The organism is Leifsonia sp. ZF2019 (genome assembly GCF_019924635.1).
In the GTDB taxonomy this organism is placed as follows: Bacteria; Actinomycetota; Actinomycetes; order Actinomycetales; family Microbacteriaceae; genus Leifsonia.
Map to the genome: position 1 here is coordinate 1,677,295 of NZ_CP065037.1, position 16,976 is coordinate 1,694,270.

The following is a 16,976-nucleotide window of genomic DNA, read 5'->3' on the forward strand; positions in this document are numbered from 1 at the left end:
TCTCCCCGAAGTCCGGGCCTGTCTGGTTGCGGGGGCAGGATTTGAACCTACGACCTCTGGGTTATGAGCCCAGCGAGCTACCGAGCTGCTCCACCCCGCGTCACAAGAAATGACTCTATCACGGCGCGGGGAGGCCGGGAAATCGAGCCGCGATCCCGGGCGCGTCCGGCGCGATTCTCCGCGTGGTAGACCGTCCGTCCCACTAAAGTCGGGAGCAGGACGTAGGGGAAGCGTATGGCGAGTGTTGCACAGAAGTACCGGGTCGTCGTGATCGAGGACGACCCGGATGTGGCCTTCTTCATGAAGACCGTGCTCGAGAAGCGGGCGGACGCGGTGGTCGCCGCGGTGACGGACCCGTCGCGCGCGCTTTCGACCGTCGCCGACTTCGAGCCCGATCTGGTGCTGACCGACATCGAGATGCCGGGCATCTCGGGGCTCGACCTCCTCAAGGATCTGCGCGCGCAGTACCCGGGGATGCCGGTCGTCGTCATGACGGCGCACGTCTCCGTCGACTACGCGGTCGCGGCTCTGCGCAGCCAGGCGGACGAGTTCCTCACCAAGCCGGTCGCGTCGGCCGACCTCGTGTCGATCGTGACGCGCTTGGCCGAGGAGGGGCGCACCAAGCGCTCAGCCAACCGCCAGCAGGTGGTCCTCGCGGTCGGAGCCCATCCCGATGACGTCGAGATCGGCGTCGGCGGCATCCTCGCCGCGCACCGCGACGCCGGCAACCAGGTGGTCATCCTGACCCTGTCGCGCGGAGCGCGGGGCGGAGACGCCAACGACCGTCAGCACGAGTCGCTCGCGGCCGCCGAGCTGCTCGGAGCGCGACTGTTCCTGGAAGACCTGGAGGACACCCGGATCTCGGCGGCCGACCCGACGGTCGGCATCATCGAGCGCGTCGTGCGCGAGGTGAACCCGGACATCGTCTACACCCACTCCGCGCACGACCGCCACCAGGATCATCGGGCGGTGAACGCCGCCGTCAGCGTGGCGACCCGCATCGTGCGCACGGTCTGCTGCTTCCAGAGCCCCAGCGCGACGATCGACTTCCGGCCGACCCGGTTCGTGCCGATCGACGGATTCACCGACGCCAAGCTCGCGCTCATCGACTGCTTCCGCTCGCAGGACCTGCGCGCGTACCTCGAGCACGACTTCGTGCTCGCGACGGCCCGCTACTGGTCGCGCTTCGGCGGCGGCACCTGGTGCGAGCCGCTCGAGGTGATGCGCGACACGGCGGACATCTCCATCCCCGCCTCGACGATCTCGACCGAGGCCCGAATCCGAAGGACCGCCGAATGACCAGAGTTCTCGTGACCGGCGCGGGCGGGCCCGCGGGCGTCGCCGTCATCCGCTCGCTGCTGGCGAGGGACGACGTCGACGTGCTCGCCGCCGACATGGACGGCTGGGCGAGCGGCCTCTACCTGGTGGCCGCGGGGAATCGCCGCATCGTCCCCGCAGGCCGCTCGGAGACTTTCGTCGACGAGCTCATCACGATGTGCCGCACCGACGGCGTCGACGTGCTGTTCTCGACGGTCGACGTCGAGCTGCCGGGGCTGGCCGCCCGCCGGGACGAGCTCCTCGCGGTCGGTACGGCCCTCGCGGCGCCGAGCTACGAGACTCTCGTCACCTGCCTCGACAAGCACGCCCTCGCCCAGCGGGTGGACGGCGCGGCGCGCATCCCGCTCACCCGGCTGCTCACTGCCGAGGGCGTCGCGGAGGATTGGGACTTCCCGGTCATCGTCAAGCCCCGCAGCGGTGCGGGATCCCGCGGCGTCCGGCTCATCCCCGATCGCGACGCGCTGGAGGGGCTGACGCTCGACGACAGCATCCTCATCCAGGAGAACCTGCCGGGTGAGGAGTTCTCGGTCGACGTGCTCGCCGGTCTCGACGGCGGCGTGATCGCCGCGGTGCCGCGCTCGCGCGAGCGCGTGGACTCGGGTGTCTCGATCGCCGGGCGCACCGTCAAGCGCGCCGAGCTCTCCGACACGGCGGCGGCCGTGGCCAGGGCGATCGGCCTCACCGGCGTCGCCAACGTGCAGCTGCGCTACAGCGTGGAGGGCGTGCCCGCGCTGCTCGAGGTGAACCCGCGCTTCCCCGGGGCCATGCCGCTCACCATTGCGGCCGGCGTCGACATGCCGTCCCTCCTGCTCGACCTGGTGCTGGGCCGCGAGGTGCCGTCGTCCGTCGACTTCCGCGAGCTCGCCAACGTGCGCTTCCTCGAAGACGTCTTCCTCGACCCCGCGGACGTGCTGGTCTCGGAGAACGCGGCGCACGCGGACGAGCTCGACGAGTGACCGGCGCACCCGCCGTGCTGGACGTCTCCGCGCTGCTGCGCGGCGATTACCACGTGCACTCCACCTTCTCGGACGACGCCGTCAGCACCCTCGCCGAGAACATCGCCGCTGCGAAGGCCGCCGGTCTCGCGCGTCTGCGACTCAACGACCACGTGCGCGCCTCCACCACCTGGGTACCCGAGTTCGTCGCGGCGGTCGCCGCAGAGCCGGTCCCGGCCGGGCTGACCGTCGTCACGGGCGTCGAGACCAAACTGCTGGACGTGTCGGGCGCGGTCGACATCCCGACCGACCTCGTGGTCGGGCGCGGCGGCGTCGACGCGATCGTGATCGGTGACCACCAGTTCCCCGGCACGGACGGCCCCTGGTCCCCGCAGGCGACGCGTGACCGGATCGCCGCGGGCCTCAGCGCGGACGACGCCCTCGACCTGCTCGTCACCGCAAGCATCCGGGCGATGGAGCGCACCCCGCACGCACAGCTCGCCCACTGGTTCTCCATCCTGCCGAAGGTCGGCCTCGACGAGGCCGAGCTCGGCGCCGACCGGCTCGCCGCCTGGGCGCAGGCCGCGGCAGCGACGGGGACGGTCGTCGAGGTGAACGAGAAATGGGAGTGCCCGGGAGCCGACGCGATCGTCGCCCTCCACCGCGCGGGAGCGCGTATCGTTGCCTCCACCGACAGCCACATCGCGACCGACGTCGGGCGGTACGACCGCGTGACCGCGCTCCTCACCGCGGCGGCCGGCAAGATCGCGACCGAGGATGAGGACGAACAATGAGCCCCGTCGAGCTGAACCGTGCCCAGCGCGCAGAGCTCCAGCGCGAGATCGACCAGAACCGCCGCTGGGAGCTGCGCCTGCCGGTCTACGGGGGGATCGCGCTGCTCGTCCTCGCGGCGATCGTCGTCGTCCGGGTGGTGTTCTTCTCGTGAGCGGAGCGGTTCCCCGCATCGTCATCGCGGATGACGATGACGACATCCGGGGGCTCATGGTGATCGCGGCGAAGCGCGCCGGCGTGGAGGTCGCCGCAGCTGTGGACAACGGCCGCGCCGCCCTCGACGCGCTGCTCGCCGAGGACGTCGACCTCGCCGTGCTCGACATCTCGATGCCCGCATTGAACGGCGTCGAGGTGGCGGAGGTGATCCGGGCCCAACGGCCCCGCACCCGCATCCTCATGGTCTCGGCGTCGGTGCAGCTACTCACGGATCACGGCGTCGTCGCCGAGCGGTCCGACGGCTTCATCGTCAAGCCGTTCAGCCCGCGCGTGCTGTCGGAGCGTATCCGGCAGATGCTCGAGATCGAGGCCACCGCATGACGCTCGACCGCTGGCTCGGCCGTCTCCCGATCGACTCGCCGTCGGTCCTCATGAAGCAGGTCCCCACCCTGGTGGGATTCCTGCTGGCCCTCACCGTCGCGCTGATCCCGAATTTCGTGCCGGTCGACAACCTGGAGTTCGTCTGGGCGTCGATCGGCCTGATCGTCGTTGCCACCGTCCTCGCCGCCGTCGTGCCGTGGCCCCGGTTCCACGGGGCCTGGATCGTGGTCGTCCCCGTCCTCTCACTGTTCGCGATCGGCCTGCTGCGTCTGGGCACCGGCGGCGCGGCCTCGCCGATCGTCGTCATCCTGTTGCTCCCGTTCGTGTCGATCGCCACGGAGGAGGGGCGGAGGAACATCCTGATCGCGACGCTGGGCATGTTCGCCGTGCTGTTGGCGCCGATCTTCGCGACCAGTGTCCCCAGCACACCGGTCGACCTCGTACGCGCACTCTTCTCGCCGGTCGTGTATCTGATCCTCGCAACGGTCGTCAACGAGATCGCGCACCGGTTGCGGGCGCAGCTCATCGTCACGCGGGCGGCGGCCGAGCAACGCGCCGAGCTGCTCGCCCACGCCGTCACGGCCCAGGACGAACTCGTGCTCAACGAGGCGAGGCTCAAGACGGCGAACCGCCTCATCCAGAGCATCTGGAACGCAGTCACCGAGCAGTCCGTCATCGGCACCGATCTCGACGGCCTCATCGACGTCTGGAACCCGGGCGCGGAGAAGATGCTCGGACTGACCGAGAAGCAGGTCGTCGAGGGTCGCCGGCACATCGTCGAGTTCCATCTCGAATCCGAGCTCGAGGATCGGCTGCGCGACATGGATGCGCGCTTCACGACGGTCGCCAGCGCGGACGACTTCTCGGCCCTGGTCGATACAGTGCGCGCCGGGTACGCCGATGTCCGCGACTGGACCTACGTGCGGGCCGACGGCAAGCTCGTGCCGGTGCAGGTGGCCGCCACTCCGCGGCTCGACGAGAACGGGCACCGGGTCGGCTTCATCTTCGTCGCGACCGATATGACCCAGGCTCGCGAGTTCGCGCGCCTCAAGGACGAGTTCGTCGGGCTCATCTCGCACGAGCTCCGCACCCCGCTCAGCTCGATCCTCGGCTACCTCGAGCTCATGCGCGACGACGACGAGTCGCCCCTGTCGGACGAGCAGCTGCAGTATCTGGGCGTCGCCGAGCGCAACGCCCACCGGCTCCTGCGTCTGGTGGGGGACCTGCTCTTCACCGCGCAGGTCGAATCGGGCCGCTTCCCCCTGGACATCACGGACGTCGAGCTCAGTTCCGTCGTCGCCGCCTCCGTCGAGTCCGCGCGGCCGGTGGCCGGGGCCGCTGGGGTCGCGCTGGTCGGTGAGGTGCCCGAGCAGCAGGTGGTCGTCCGGGGCGACGCGGTACGCCTGGGACAGGCCGTCGACAACCTCATCTCCAACGCGGTGAAGTTCACTCCGTCGGGCGGCACGGTCACCGTGTCGCTGCGATCCGGTCGGGACGAGGCCGTCATCGCGGTGACCGACACCGGCATCGGCATCCCCGCGGTCGAGCTGAGCCAGCTCTCGCAGCGGTTCTTCCGCGCGTCCACCGCGACGCGCAACGCGGTCCCGGGCGTCGGGCTCGGCCTCACGATCACGAAGGCGATCGTCACCGCCCACGGCGGACGGCTCGACATCGCGAGCGAGGAGGGCATCGGCACCTCGATCAGTCTGGCCCTGCCGGTGGAGACCCCGCAGCCGGTCGTGGAGGCGCTCCCCGGCGCCGACGCGCGGCCCGCCGCCGGGTCGGTGCAGGGCACGGCATCATGACCGCCGTCGCGGTCGCCCAGTTCACCCCGCGGGACGACAAGACGCACAACCGCGACACGGTCGCGGGGTTGGTGGCTGTCGCAGCCGAGCGCGGTGCCCGGCTCGTCGTCTTTCCCGAGTACTCCTCGTACTTCACCGACCCGCTGGGTCCGTCGTTCGCGCGCAACGCGGAGGCGCTCGACGGCGCGTTCGTCGGCGCGCTCGCCCGTGCGGCGCGGGATCACGGCGTCCACATCGTCGCCGGTCTGGTCGAGAGCACCGGGGAGCGGCGTCGCTTCGCCAACGCCCTCGTCGCCGTGGCGCCGAGCGGCGACGTCGTCGCGGTCTACCGCAAGCAGCACCTGTACGACGCGTTCGGCTCCCGCGAGTCCGACTGGGTCGTCGCCGGTGAGACGGTCGAGCCGCAGATCTTCGAGGTCGACGGGCTCCGGGTGGGGATGCAGACCTGCTACGACCTGCGATTCCCGGAGGTGACGCGCACCCTCGCCGACGCCGGCGCCGAGCTGGTGGCGATCCCCGCGGAGTGGGTGCGCGGGCCGCTAAAGGAACATCACTGGTCCACGCTCCTGCAGGCGCGCGCGATCGAGAACACGCTCTATGTGGCGGCCGCCGACCACACCCCGCCGATCGCGGTCGGGGGCAGCGCGATCGTCGATCCGATGGGTGCCGTGGTCGCGGGCGTCGCCGAGGTGGCCGGGGTCGCGATCGCCGACGTCTCCCGGGACCGGGTGCGGCAGGTCCGCGAGGTCAATCCCGCTCTCGCCCTGCGGCGCTACCGGGTGGTTCCACGCGATTGAGCGATCCTGACCGAGCAGGCCGCCGGCCAGGCCGCGGGCGCCGCTTCCTCAGGCCCGCAGCGCCGAGAGCCGCGCGGCGGCCTCGGTGAGCACGGCCTCCCGCTTGCAGAACGCGAAGCGGCCCAGGGAGGCGGTGCGCGCCGCGTACTCGGGGCGGCAGAACGCGGCGAGCGGGACGCCCACCACCCCGGCGAGTTCCGGGAGCGCCCGGCAGAAGCCGACCGCGTCGGAGTGGCCGAGCGGAGCCGCGTCCGCGACGACGAAGTATGTGCCATCGGTCGGCAGAACGCCGAACCCTGCCTCCCGGAGACCGGCGGACAGGATGTCCCGCTTGCGTGCGAGCTCCGCGGCGATACCGGAGAAGAACGAGTCGGGCAGTGCGAGGCCCGTGGCGATGGCCGGCTGGAACGGCGCCCCGTTCACGTAGGTCAGGAACTGCTTCACCGCCAGCACCGCGGTCACCAGCTCCGGGGGAGCGGTGAGCCAGCCCACCTTCCATCCGGTGGTGTTGAAGGTCTTCCCGCCCGAGGAGATCGTCACGGTGCGCCCCTGTGCACCCGGCAGCGTCGCGACGGGAATGTGCTCGGGCCCGAAGGTGAGGTGCTCGTAGACCTCGTCGGTCACGATCACGGCGTCGTGGCGCTCGGCGAGCTCGACGATGGTGGTGAGCAGTTCGCGGTCGAAGACGGTCCCGGTCGGATTGTGGGGCGTGTTCACGAGGATGACGCGCGTCCTGTCTGTCACTGCCGCTCGCAACCGGTCGGGATCGGGGAGGAACGTGGGAGGTTCGAGCGGCACCGTGACGTGGCGGCCTCCGGCCAGGGCGATCATGGCGCCGTACTCGTCGTAGAAGGGCTCGAAGGTCACGACCTCGTCGCCAGGCTCCAGCAGGGCGAGCAACGTGGCGGCGATGGCTTCGGTGGCGCCCGCGGTGATCAGCACCTCCCTGTCGGGATCCGGCTCGAGGCCGTAGAACCGGTGCTGGTGCTCCGCGACGGCCTGCCGGAGTGCGGGGATGCCCGGGCCGGGCGGATACTGGTTGGCGCCCGAGCGGATCGCGGCGACCGCGGCCTCGAGCACCTCAGCGGGACCGTCCTCGTCGGGGAACCCCTGCCCCAGATTGATCGCGCCCGTGCGGGAGGCCAGGGCGCTCATCTCGGCGAAGATCGTCGGACGGACCGAACCGTCGGAGCCGAGCAGACCCGCCCCGCCCGCCGCTCGACGCCAGGCTCCCGAGACCGACATGTCCACCCCTTTCTCCGCTGCTCTCCAACCTAACCGCCCGGGCGGCGCGCGACCCGTCGACTACGTTAGGGAGAGTCATCGACAGGCGGAAGGCAGCCCACAGGGGGCGCAAATAGAACACCCAGGTTCGCGTCCCAAGCTGTCTGTGCTTGGAAGGAGCAACACCATGACCGACACCCCGATCACCCCGGAGCCCGCGAAGGCCCAGCACGACGCCGACACCGACGCGGTCGTGGATGCTGGCAGCACCGCCTCCACCGACACCCCGGCCGTCGCCGGGTCGGCCGCCGAGGCCCCCGCCGCTCCGGCCGCCGATGCGCCTGCCGTTCCTGTCATCGAGACGCCCGCTCCGCTCGTCGTCGAGCAGCCCACCGCCCCCGAGGCCGCGCCGGCCGCCCCGGCCGGTGGATGGAGCGCTCCCGCGGCTCAGCCCACGCAGCCTGTCGCCCCGCAGCAGACGCAGCCGACCCAGCCGGTCGCGCCTCAGCAGCCGTACGGAGCCCAGCCGACCGCGCAGCAGCCGACCGCGCAGCAGCCGACCGCGCAGCAGCCGACCGCGCAGCAGCAGCCCGACTACGGCAACGGCTCGTTCGGTCAGCCGGCCTACGCCGGCGCCGCCCCGGCAGGCGGCTACGCCCCGCACGCCCACCAGCACGCGTACGCCGCAGCGCCGGGCACACCGGCACCCGGCGCCCCCGGTGCCCCCGGGGCCGACCGTCCGGCCAAGAAGCGCAACACCGGCCTCATCATCGCCACGCTCGCGATCGGCGCCCTCGTCGGCGGCCTGGCCGGCGCCGGCGCCGGCGTCGGCATCTACTCGGCTGCCAACTCGAACAACGCCACGATGAAGACCGTCTCGGGTCCGCAGAACATCACCGTGAACGATGCCAACAACGCCACCACGGTCACGGCCGTCGCCGCCAAGGCTTCGCCGAGCGTCGTGACCATCTCGGTCACCGCCTCCAGCGAAGGCGGCACCGGCTCGGGCATCGTCCTCACGTCGGACGGGTACATCCTGACCAACACGCACGTCGTCACCCTCGACGGTGCCGCCTCCGATGTCTCCATCAGCGTGACCGACAACGACGGCAAGATCTACTCGGCGAAGATCGTCGGCACCGACCCGACGACCGACCTCGCGGTGATCAAGCTCGACGGGGCGTCCGGCATGACCCCGATGACGTTCGCCGACTCGAGCAAGCTCAACGTCGGCGACACCGCCGTCGCGATCGGAGCCCCGCTCGGACTCTCCGGCACCGTCACCGACGGCATCGTCAGCGCTCTCAACCGCAGCATCAGCATCGCGTCCTCGGCCGCGCCGAAGTCGAGCGACGGCAGCGACGGCAACGGCAATGGAAACGGCAACGGTGGCTCGCAGAACCCGTTCAACTTCGACTTCCCGGGCCAGGGCGGCAGCGGCTCCCAGCAGCAGCAGTCCACCTCGAAGGGCACGATCTCGCTGCCGGTGATCCAGACCGACGCGTCGATCAACCCCGGCAACTCGGGCGGCGCGCTGCTCAACAGCAAGGGCGAGCTCATCGGCGTCAACGTCGCGATCGCCAGCGCGAACAGCAGCAGCGACTCGAGCGGCCAGTCCGGAAGCATCGGCGTCGGCTTCGCGATCCCGTCGAACCTCGCCAAGCGGATCTCCGACGAGCTGATCAAGAACGGCTCTGCCACGCACGGCCTCCTGGGCGCCTCCGTCGCCGACGCCAGCTCCGACAGCAAGGCGACCACCGTCGGCGCGCTGATCAAGGAGGTTACGTCTGGCGGTGCCGCCGCCGGTGCCGGACTGAAGGCGGGCGACATCGTCGTCAACGTCAACGGCGTGCCCATCACCGACGCGACCGACCTCACCGCCCAGGTGCGCGCGCTCGCAGCCGGTGCCACGGCCGAGCTCACCTATGTGCGCGACGGCCAGACGAAGACCGCGACGGTCACTCTGGGCTCGCTGACGGCGAACTGACCCCGCCCCGCGACCGGATAGGCGCCCCGTGCCCGGCACGGGGCGCCTTCCTCGTGCATCGAAGCCGCTCAGCAACCGGCTGGTAGGCTCGGGCGGACCCTGGAATCACGAATGGAACGCATGCCGGACGACACCCCGAACACCGTGCCCGGTGTCTCGTACGTGATGCCCGTGCTCAACGAGGCGACACACGTCCGCGCCGCCGTCGACAGCCTGCTGGCGCAGGACTACGCGGGCCCGATCGAGGTGACCATCGCCCTCGGTCCGAGCATCGACGGAACCACCGAGCTCGTGGAGGAGCTCGCGGCCGTCGACCAGCGCATCCGAGTCGTCGACAACGTCGTCGGGTCCACGCCGGCCGGGCTCAACCTGGCCATCCGCGAGTCGCACTTCCCGATCATCGTCCGCGTCGACGCGCACAGCGTGCTTCCCGTCGACTACACCCGCATCGCCGTGGAGACGATGCTCGAGACCGGTGCCGACAACGTCGGCGGTCTGATGGACGCGCAGGGCACCACCGATTTCGAGCGGGCGGTGGCGCGCGCATACGGCAGCCGGGTCGGTCTGGGCGGCACCAAGCTCCACGTGGGCGGCTCCGCGGGCGCCGCCGAGACGGTCTACCTGGGCGTGTTCCGACGCGACAAGCTGCTGGAAGTCGGGCTCTTCGACGAGGAGATCAAGCGCGGCCAGGACTGGGAGCTGAATCGGCGCATCCGGCACTCGGGCGGTACGGTCTGGTTCACCCCGCGGCTGACGGTCACGTACCGCCCGCGACCCAATCTCTATCGGCTGGGCCGCCAATTCTTCTCGACGGGTATCTGGCGCGGCGAGCTGGCTCGCCGGTATCCGGCCTCCAATGGCCTGCGCTATTTCGCTCCGCCCGTGATGGTTCTGGGCGTCGCCATCGGCACGCTCCTCGGCCTGGTCGGCATCGTGCAGAATGCGGTGGGGGCCGCGCCGTGGCTTCTGTGGGGCTTCGCCGCGCCCGCCTTCTACCTGCTGATCGTCGTGGTCTCCGCCGTGCTCTGGGGGCGTCGCGACGGTTTTCGCCCCTTCCTCTGGTTTCTCGTAGTCTTGCCGTGCATTCATTTCTGCTGGGGGACCGGTTTCGTGCTCGGGTACCTGTCTCTCACGCGCAACATCACGGCCCATACGGGAAGGTAGGCATGTCAGCACAGGGTAGCGGGGCGCGGACGACCCGCCCGGCCTCGATCGCCGAGCTCAAGGCGGTCGCACAGCCGCCCGAGGTCCGCGGCCGTCGCAACGCCGAGCACTGGACGGCGTCGCTGTACCTGCGCATGCTCTCGCCGTACCTCACGTGGATCCTGCTCAAGACCTCCATCTCCGCCAACGGCGTCACCGGACTGATGATCCTGACCGGCTGGGCCACCGCGGCCAGCCTGCTCGTCCCGGGCATCGGGGGAGCGGCGCTTGCGCTCGTCCTGGGCCAGCTGCAGATGCTGGTCGACTGCTGCGACGGTGAAGTCGCGCGCTGGCGCAAGACGTCGTCGCCCGCCGGGATATTCCTCGACAACGTGGGCCACTACACCACGGAGACGCTCATCGCGATCGTCCTCGGCGTGCGCGCCGCGGGCTTCCCGTTCGAGGCGCCCCAGGACTTCCTCTGGACGAACCTCGGTACGCTCCTCGCGCTGCTGATCGTGCTGAACAAAGCTCTGAACGACATGGTCCGGGTCGCCCGCGCCAACGCAGGCCTCCCCAAGCTCGCGGACACGAAGGCTGCGTACGCGCCGACCAACGGTGTGATCGCCTCGCTCCGCCGGGCGGCGCGCTACCTGCCGTTCCACCGCCTGTACCACTCGGTCGAGCTGACGATCCTGATCTTCGTGTTCGCGATCGTCGGGCTCTTCATCGGTCCGGTCCTCGCGGATCGGATTCTTCTCTCGGCTCTCGTCCCGCTCGCCCTCCTCGCCGTGATCGGGCACTTCGTCGCGATCATGGCCTCCCGGCGCGTCCGTGGCTGAGCAGCCCGCCGTCGGCGTCGTGGTGCTCACGCAGGGCACCCGCTCCGTCGAGCTGCGGCACGGTCTCGAGTCCGTGCTGGCGCAGCGGGGTGTTCGCATCGACATCGTCGTCGTCGGCAACGGCTGGGACCCGGCGACCGCCGAACCGCCCCTCCCGGACGGCGTCGCGGCGCTCGCGCTGCCCGAGAACCTCGGTATCCCGGCCGGCCGCAACCGCGGTGTTCCGCTCGTGAACGGCGAGTGGCTCTTCTTCCTCGACGACGATGCGAGCATCCCGTCTCCGACCTTCCTCGCCGACGCCATCGGCCTCCTCGTCGAGGATCCGTCGATCGGGATGCTGCAACCCCGGCTCGCCGACCCGGACGGCGGGGAATCGCCGCGGCGCTGGATCCCGCGGATCCGCAAGGGCGATCCGACGGCGTCGAGCACCGTGTTCTCGGTGCTGGAGGCGGCGATCGTGCTTCCTCGCACCGTGTTCGAGCGTGCCGGCGGGTGGGCCGATCCGTTCTTCTACGCCCACGAGGGCATCGATCTCGCGTGGAAGGTGTGGGATCAGGACAAGCGGGTCTGGTACGCGGGCGATCTCCTTGCCGAGCACCCGGCTGTGTCTCCCACCCGCCACGCCTATTACTACCGCCTCAACGCCCGCAATCGCGTCTGGTTGGCCCGGCGCAATCTCCCCGCCGTCCTCGTCCCGGTCTATGTCGGCTCGTGGACCGGCATCCAGCTCCTGCGCTGGTTCCGCAAGCCCGCGGTGCTGCGTGCCTGGTTCGGCGGCTGGGTCGAGGGGTGGCGCACGGATCCCGGTGAACGGCGGCCGATCCGGTGGCGCACCGTCTGGCGCATGGCACGTGCCGGGCGCCCGCCGATCGTCTGAGCGGCCGCCTGTCTGATGGCCGGGGCCTCTCAGGCCGTCGGCCCGTCCGCTCCGTCCGCCGCATCGAGCTCGTGCGGTTCGGGAACCGGTGCCACAGACGATCGGGTGCCCGCGCGTCGAGGGAGTGCTCCGCGGATCACCGTGCCGACCCGGAGTACGCGGTCCCCCGTCGCGCGGCCGAGACGGATCACGGCGCCCGGCCCGTCGCCGGGCTGGAGGGTCGCGGGCACCGCGAGAGGCGCGGCGCCGAAGGCCAATCGCGAGTTGTGCACCACTCGGCGGCCGAGGATGTTGTTGCCGGCTCCTCCGACGACGGCCCCGACCCCGAACGGGATCGCGCGCGCCACGATCCCCGCACCACCGCGGACCGCGAACTGCCGAAGGAATACGCTCTTCAACCGGTCGACCAGCGGTCCGACCACCATCGACGGCAGTGTGGACGTGACGAGTTCACCCCAGTAGGCCGTGCGGGTCACGCTTCCCCCGCCCACCTGCCCGGCCAGTTGCCGCACGAGATCGGAGCCCTCCTTGCCCAGCATCATCGTGAGGACGAGCGCTCGCGCGCGGTTCGGGTCGTCGACCGCGATTCCGTGCAGTTCGCTGAGCGACTGCGCATAGAGCGCGGTCGCCTCCAGGAAGGCGGCGGTCTCGAGCCCCGACAGCGCCAGTGTGATCCCCGTGCCGATGGCCGGGATCACCGCCGTCGCGCCGACCGCAGCGCCTCCGGTGGTGACCGCCGCGAGGTACCGCCGTTCGAGCATGGCCGCCAGTTCGGGCCCGGTCGCCTCGGGATGCCGTCGTCGCAGCGCGCGGAGGTGGGCGATGACCGCCGGGCGCTGGACGCCCAGGAACCGATCGAGGGTGGCGTCGACGAGTCGGGGCGTGTCGCCGCCACGCGGCGGTCCGCCGGTCGCGGAGACGTAGGGGAGCTGCTTCTTGGCCATTGCTACAGAGTGTAGGCGCACTGCCCGAGCGGGCATTCAGCTGACGGCTCTGGTCGTCTCGCGCACCCGCGCGCCCATGGCCCACAGCGGTTGCACCCGAGGCGGTGAAGCTGGATGCATGCGTTCGATGCATTTGATGCTCTAACCTCCTGAGGCTCTAGCGCTCTGGCCCTGTCGACGGCTGATCACTAGGAATGAGACATGCTAGAACCACTCTCTCCCGCCGCGGAGATCTTCGGGAGCCGTGTTCGGATGGCCCGCATCGAGCTCGGGCTGAGTCAGGAGGCCGTCGCCGACCTCGCCCAGATGCACGTGACGAACTACGGCAAGATCGAGCGCGGTACGGCCAACCCGAGCCTCTTGACCGTGCTGCGGATCGCCAGCGTGCTCGGACGCGATATCGGGTACTTCACGGAGGCGATCACCGCAGAGCATCTTCCGGCCGAACTGACCGTACTCACGGCTGCTGACTACATCCGCGCCCGCGACACGAGCCGGGTCTCCTAGCCTCGCCCGCGATCCTCCGGCCGGCGAGGGCTCGACCCTCGCCGGCCCGCCGGCTCAGAACGACACCTGCCAGAGGTACTCGCGGCCGTCCGGTGGGAACCAGCGAACGACGAGGATGGTGTCACGCGCCAGGTCGGAGCCGGAAAGGCTCGCTCTGACCCATTCGCCCGGGCTCACGGAGGTGGGTGCGCTCATGCGCAGTTCGGAGTGGCCCGCCACGCTGACGCTGACGCCCGTGAGCACGTCGCCGCCGGTGTTCACGAGCCGATAGTGCGGAGCGGTGCTGCGGTCGACGCTCCACGGGACGCGATACGCGAAGCGGCGGAGCGGCAAGGCGGGACGGGGGCTGCGGAGGTTTCGTCGGTCTCTCATGCCGACGACGTTAGCCACCCCGTCCGACGCTCCCGCCCCCGAATCGGGCAGTTAAGCCACATGTGGGGAAAACTCGATCGGATTCTTTTTGTGGAGAGATCCGTGCTGCTCTCGAAAAGTGCCCTGATCGGGGATTCTCGTCAGCCTCCGTAGTCCTGGTTGTAGAGATCCAGAACGTCCGAGATCGGCCCATCGAGCACGAGTCCGCCCTTGTCGAGGTAGAGCCCGCGAGCACAGAACCGGCGCAGGTCCTTCTCGTTGTGCGAGACGAAGAACAGCGTCCGCCCGCCGGCGAGGAGCTCCTCGATGCGCCGGTAGCACTTCTCGCGGAACCCCCGGTCGCCGACCGCCAGCACCTCGTCGACCAGCAGCACGGGCTCCTCCAGCTGCGAGATCACGGAGAAGGCGATCCGTACCTTCATTCCGCTCGAGAGATGCTTGTACGGCGTGTCCACGAAGTCGCCGATCTCGGCGAACCCGATGATCTCGTCGAAGCGCGCGTCGATCTGAGCGCGCGTCATGCCGTGGAGGCCCGCGGTGAGGTAGACGTTGTCGCGGACCGTGAGGTCGTCCACGAAGCCGCCGGTGATCTCGATCAGCGGCGCGACGCCCTCGTGCACGCGCACGGAGCCCTCGTCCGGCAGGAGCACGCCGGCGACGAGCTTCAACAGCGTCGACTTCCCCTGTCCGTTCCGGCCGACGACGCCGATCGCCTCGCCGGCCTCGACCCGGAACGAGACACCGCGCAGTGCCCAGAAGTCGTCCGGTCGCGTGCGCCGCTGGCGCGACGCGAAAAGGTCCTTGAACGATCTCCGGCCACCGCGATTGCGGCGGAACCGCACGCCGAGCCCGGCGACCTCGATGACGGGCGCCACTCAGATCTCCTTCAGCACATCGCGCTCGTAGCGCTTGAACACCAGCCAGCCGACCAACAGGATGACCACGGACATCGCGGCGCTCACACCGACGAGGAACCAGTCGAGCTCCGCCGCGAAGAAGGTCGCCCGATACAGGCTGAAGATGCCGGTGAGGGGGTTGAACGCGGACCAGAAGTGCAGCGAGAAGAGCGTGTCTCCGATCGCGTCCGGGTGGGCAGCCGCGTACGCGGCGCAGTGCTTGGCGGCGACGTCGGCGCCTCCGCAGCCTCCGGGCAGATCGCGCGCGCTGTAGATGATCGGCGACGCGTAGAACAGGAAGCGGAGGGCGAGCTTGACCACCCGCTCGAGGTCGCGGAAGAGCACGACGAGGGGGGCGATCAGGAGCCCGATCCCGATCGTGAGCACCGTCTGGATCAGCACGGCAAGCGGGAACAGCAGGATGTCGATGTTCACCCGCGCGCCGGTGGCGATCGCGAACACCGCGAGCACCGGCAGCGACAGCAGGAACTCGATGCCCTTGGATGCGACGATGCGGTTGACCCAGATCGTGCGCGGGATCATCGTCGACCGGATGAGCTTGGACTCCCGCAGGAACGCCCGTGTGCTGTCCGACACCGCTCCGTTGAACCACACCCACGGCAGCAGGGCCGCGAGCAGGAAGACGATGTACGGGTCCTCGCCGACGCCGCGATGGAAGATCACCGTGAAGACGAACCAGTAGATCGCGCTCATCACGAGCGGATCCAGGATCGACCACAGGTAACCGAGGGCGCTGGTCGAGTAGCGGACGCGGAGGTCGCGTTTGGTCAGCAACCAGAGGGAGTGCCGATAGCGTGCGAAACGGGTCCGCTGCGCAGGGCGCACCTCAAGCGAAGAACTGGTCACGAGTACCCATCGTATTGATCGAAGCTGCGTGATCCGTCACGCGGCTTCGACTACACGAAAAGATTCGCGCGCTCCAGGTCCTCCTGGAAGTCGACCTCCACCGCATAGAGATCGGAGATGTCCACCGGCTCGGCCAGCAGGCGGTCCTGCTCGATGGCGAGCTCGATGCCGCGTTCGAAATAGTCCTGGTCGCCGACGCGCTGCAACTGGCGCACGAGGGCTGCCTTGTCGGCGCTCGAGATGTAGTTTATGCCCACGGCCTCGCCCAGGCCGCCCTTGACGGTCTTCGAGAGCTCCTGGATGTAGCCTTCCGGGCCGGTCGTGTACTTGACCTCCTCGTCGGCGACCGACGAGGTGTTGACCGTCACGAACGTCTGGTCGCGGCTCACCATGGCCGCGCCGCGCACCAGAACGGCGGGGTCGAACACCACGTCACCGTTCATCCAGAGCACGCCGCCGGGGCCGGAGGCCTGCAGGGCGCGCATGAGGCTCTTGGAGGTGTTGGTCTGGTCGTACTGCTCGTTGTAGACGAACTGGGCGTCCGGGAAGGCCTCGATGATGTGCTCGAGTTTGTAGCCGACGACGATCGTGACCGTGACATCCGTGCCGAAGGCGGCGTGGATGTTGTCGAACTGCTGCTGCATGATCGTGCGGCCGTCGCTCAGCTCGGTCAGCGGCTTCGGAAGGCTGCGGCCGAGGCGGCTGCCCATCCCGGCCGCGAGGATCACTACCTGGGTCGTCACAATCATCTCCTTGGAATCCGCGCGGACGGGCGCTGCGGCTTCGTAGCCACGCACCGGGACTGGGACGGTTAACCCAGGGTTCATCAGCGCTTACGCGTATAGACACCCCTTCATGCCTCGACCAGACTACCGACGCCCCCTCTCCGGGGGCAGGGGTTGACGGATGTCGTTGCGGGGTCGTTATGTTCCTCACAGGTGTTTCAGAGGTGCTCCGGCGCGCCCGAATCGCACCGGAGGGCTGTCCTGAGGTGAGCCTGTTGGTACGTTAGCGGGGTGAGTTTCGAGCGTGTGCATCAGGACGACGCCGAGCCCGTCGAGGACACGGGCGTCGCCGTGGAGCACACGGGCACTGCGGGGGATACGGGGGAGA

Annotated in this window: 18 protein-coding genes and 1 tRNA gene; 12 read left to right on the top strand and 7 right to left on the bottom strand. The window is 69.7% G+C overall.

Features of this window, described 5'->3' with window-relative positions:
- Nucleotides 1–23: 23 nt before the first annotated feature.
- A tRNA-Met gene (locus tag IT072_RS08255) sits at nucleotides 24–100 on the bottom strand.
- 134 nt (nucleotides 101–234) lie between these two features.
- On the opposite strand from IT072_RS08255, the gene IT072_RS08260 reads away from it, so the two are divergent.
- From IT072_RS08260 to IT072_RS08290, 7 genes are read left to right on the top strand one after another with little or no spacing between them, the layout of a single operon-like run.
- Complete coding sequence (locus tag IT072_RS08260) at nucleotides 235–1,299, top strand: response regulator (RefSeq protein WP_223360461.1); 1,065 nt, start codon at nucleotides 235–237, stop codon at nucleotides 1,297–1,299.
- The gene (locus IT072_RS08265) at nucleotides 1,296–2,294 is read left to right on the top strand and encodes an ATP-grasp domain-containing protein (RefSeq protein ID WP_223360462.1); all 999 of its coding nucleotides are present in this window, start codon (nucleotides 1,296–1,298) and stop codon (nucleotides 2,292–2,294) included. Before IT072_RS08260 ends, IT072_RS08265 begins: the two co-directional genes overlap by 4 nt.
- Complete coding sequence (locus tag IT072_RS08270) at nucleotides 2,291–3,067, top strand: PHP domain-containing protein (RefSeq protein ID WP_223360463.1); 777 nt, start codon at nucleotides 2,291–2,293, stop codon at nucleotides 3,065–3,067. The genes IT072_RS08265 and IT072_RS08270 overlap by 4 nt, the downstream gene beginning before the upstream one ends.
- Nucleotides 3,064–3,219 carry a hypothetical protein gene (locus IT072_RS08275; RefSeq protein WP_223360464.1) on the top strand — a complete coding sequence of 52 codons (156 nt, stop codon included), beginning with the start codon at nucleotides 3,064–3,066 and terminating at the stop codon, nucleotides 3,217–3,219. The genes IT072_RS08270 and IT072_RS08275 overlap by 4 nt, the downstream gene beginning before the upstream one ends.
- Entirely contained in the window at nucleotides 3,216–3,602 is a 387-nt protein-coding gene (locus tag IT072_RS08280) for a response regulator transcription factor (RefSeq protein ID WP_223360465.1), read from the top strand. The genes IT072_RS08275 and IT072_RS08280 overlap by 4 nt, the downstream gene beginning before the upstream one ends.
- On the top strand, nucleotides 3,599–5,407 hold the full coding sequence (locus IT072_RS08285) for a sensor histidine kinase (protein ID WP_223360466.1): 1,809 nt from the start codon (nucleotides 3,599–3,601) through the stop codon (nucleotides 5,405–5,407). The genes IT072_RS08280 and IT072_RS08285 overlap by 4 nt, the downstream gene beginning before the upstream one ends.
- On the top strand, nucleotides 5,404–6,204 hold the full coding sequence (locus IT072_RS08290; protein WP_223360467.1) for a carbon-nitrogen hydrolase family protein: 801 nt from the start codon (nucleotides 5,404–5,406) through the stop codon (nucleotides 6,202–6,204). The genes IT072_RS08285 and IT072_RS08290 overlap by 4 nt, the downstream gene beginning before the upstream one ends.
- A 48-nt stretch (nucleotides 6,205–6,252) precedes the next feature.
- Here IT072_RS08290 and IT072_RS08295 read toward each other — a convergent pair whose 3' ends face one another.
- Nucleotides 6,253–7,449 (bottom strand): pyridoxal phosphate-dependent aminotransferase, encoded by a 1,197-nt coding sequence (locus tag IT072_RS08295; protein WP_223360468.1) that lies wholly within the window; start codon nucleotides 7,447–7,449, stop codon nucleotides 6,253–6,255.
- Nucleotides 7,450–7,615: 166 nt separating this feature from the next.
- Between IT072_RS08295 and IT072_RS08300 the strand changes: the two genes are divergently transcribed.
- The 4 genes from IT072_RS08300 to IT072_RS08315 all read left to right on the top strand — a co-directional run bounded on the left by IT072_RS08300 (nucleotide 7,616) and on the right by IT072_RS08315 (nucleotide 12,277).
- A complete protein-coding gene (locus IT072_RS08300) occupies nucleotides 7,616–9,415 on the top strand; it encodes a S1C family serine protease (RefSeq protein ID WP_223360469.1) in 1,800 nt (599 codons plus the stop codon).
- A gap of 120 nt (nucleotides 9,416–9,535) precedes the next feature.
- Nucleotides 9,536–10,579: a glycosyltransferase family 2 protein gene (locus tag IT072_RS08305; RefSeq protein WP_223360470.1), complete on the top strand. Its 1,044-nt coding sequence runs from the start codon at nucleotides 9,536–9,538 to the stop codon at nucleotides 10,577–10,579.
- Nucleotides 10,580–10,581: 2 nt separating this feature from the next.
- On the top strand, nucleotides 10,582–11,400 hold the full coding sequence (locus tag IT072_RS08310; RefSeq protein ID WP_223360471.1) for a CDP-alcohol phosphatidyltransferase family protein: 819 nt from the start codon (nucleotides 10,582–10,584) through the stop codon (nucleotides 11,398–11,400).
- Entirely contained in the window at nucleotides 11,393–12,277 is an 885-nt protein-coding gene (locus IT072_RS08315) for a glycosyltransferase family 2 protein (protein WP_223360472.1), read from the top strand. The genes IT072_RS08310 and IT072_RS08315 overlap by 8 nt, the downstream gene beginning before the upstream one ends.
- Nucleotides 12,278–12,306: 29 nt before the next feature.
- Here the strand turns inward: IT072_RS08315 and IT072_RS08320 are convergent, their stop codons facing one another.
- Nucleotides 12,307–13,221 carry a hypothetical protein gene (locus IT072_RS08320; protein WP_223360473.1) on the bottom strand — a complete coding sequence of 305 codons (915 nt, stop codon included), beginning with the start codon at nucleotides 13,219–13,221 and terminating at the stop codon, nucleotides 12,307–12,309.
- A 201-nt stretch (nucleotides 13,222–13,422) separates the two neighbouring features.
- Between IT072_RS08320 and IT072_RS08325 the strand changes: the two genes are divergently transcribed.
- Nucleotides 13,423–13,728 (top strand): helix-turn-helix domain-containing protein, encoded by a 306-nt coding sequence (locus IT072_RS08325; RefSeq protein ID WP_223360474.1) that lies wholly within the window; start codon nucleotides 13,423–13,425, stop codon nucleotides 13,726–13,728.
- Between the two features lie 54 nt (nucleotides 13,729–13,782).
- On the opposite strand, the gene IT072_RS08330 is transcribed toward IT072_RS08325, so the two are convergent.
- From IT072_RS08330 to IT072_RS08345, 4 genes are all read right to left on the bottom strand, one after another.
- A complete protein-coding gene (locus tag IT072_RS08330) occupies nucleotides 13,783–14,100 on the bottom strand; it encodes a hypothetical protein (RefSeq protein WP_223360475.1) in 318 nt (105 codons plus the stop codon).
- 140 nt (nucleotides 14,101–14,240) lie between these two features.
- A complete protein-coding gene (locus IT072_RS08335; protein ID WP_223360476.1) occupies nucleotides 14,241–14,975 on the bottom strand; it encodes an ABC transporter ATP-binding protein in 735 nt (244 codons plus the stop codon).
- Nucleotides 14,976–15,842 (bottom strand): ABC transporter permease, encoded by an 867-nt coding sequence (locus IT072_RS08340; RefSeq protein WP_442786799.1) that lies wholly within the window; start codon nucleotides 15,840–15,842, stop codon nucleotides 14,976–14,978.
- A 71-nt stretch (nucleotides 15,843–15,913) separates the two neighbouring features.
- On the bottom strand, nucleotides 15,914–16,606 hold the full coding sequence (locus IT072_RS08345; protein WP_223360478.1) for a phosphocholine cytidylyltransferase family protein: 693 nt from the start codon (nucleotides 16,604–16,606) through the stop codon (nucleotides 15,914–15,916).
- Between the last annotated feature and the right edge of the window lie 370 nt (nucleotides 16,607–16,976).

Excerpts from the sequence above, each read along its gene's own strand:
- IT072_RS08260 (WP_223360461.1), top strand. The coding sequence starts at position 235 with ATGGCGAGTGTTGCACAGAAGTACCGGGTCGTCGTGATCGAGGACGAC.
- IT072_RS08265 (WP_223360462.1), top strand. The coding sequence starts at position 1,296 with ATGACCAGAGTTCTCGTGACCGGCGCGGGCGGGCCCGCGGGCGTCGCC.
- IT072_RS08275 (WP_223360464.1), top strand. The coding sequence starts at position 3,064 with ATGAGCCCCGTCGAGCTGAACCGTGCCCAGCGCGCAGAGCTCCAGCGC.
- IT072_RS08285 (WP_223360466.1), top strand. The coding sequence starts at position 3,599 with ATGACGCTCGACCGCTGGCTCGGCCGTCTCCCGATCGACTCGCCGTCG.
- IT072_RS08290 (WP_223360467.1), top strand. The coding sequence starts at position 5,404 with ATGACCGCCGTCGCGGTCGCCCAGTTCACCCCGCGGGACGACAAGACG.
- IT072_RS08295 (WP_223360468.1), bottom strand. The coding sequence starts at position 7,449 with ATGTCGGTCTCGGGAGCCTGGCGTCGAGCGGCGGGCGGGGCGGGTCTG.
- IT072_RS08300 (WP_223360469.1), top strand. The coding sequence starts at position 7,616 with ATGACCGACACCCCGATCACCCCGGAGCCCGCGAAGGCCCAGCACGAC.
- IT072_RS08305 (WP_223360470.1), top strand. The coding sequence starts at position 9,536 with ATGCCGGACGACACCCCGAACACCGTGCCCGGTGTCTCGTACGTGATG.
- IT072_RS08310 (WP_223360471.1), top strand. The coding sequence starts at position 10,582 with ATGTCAGCACAGGGTAGCGGGGCGCGGACGACCCGCCCGGCCTCGATC.
- IT072_RS08320 (WP_223360473.1), bottom strand. The coding sequence starts at position 13,221 with ATGGCCAAGAAGCAGCTCCCCTACGTCTCCGCGACCGGCGGACCGCCG.
- IT072_RS08325 (WP_223360474.1), top strand. The coding sequence starts at position 13,423 with ATGCTAGAACCACTCTCTCCCGCCGCGGAGATCTTCGGGAGCCGTGTT.
- IT072_RS08330 (WP_223360475.1), bottom strand. The coding sequence starts at position 14,100 with ATGAGAGACCGACGAAACCTCCGCAGCCCCCGTCCCGCCTTGCCGCTC.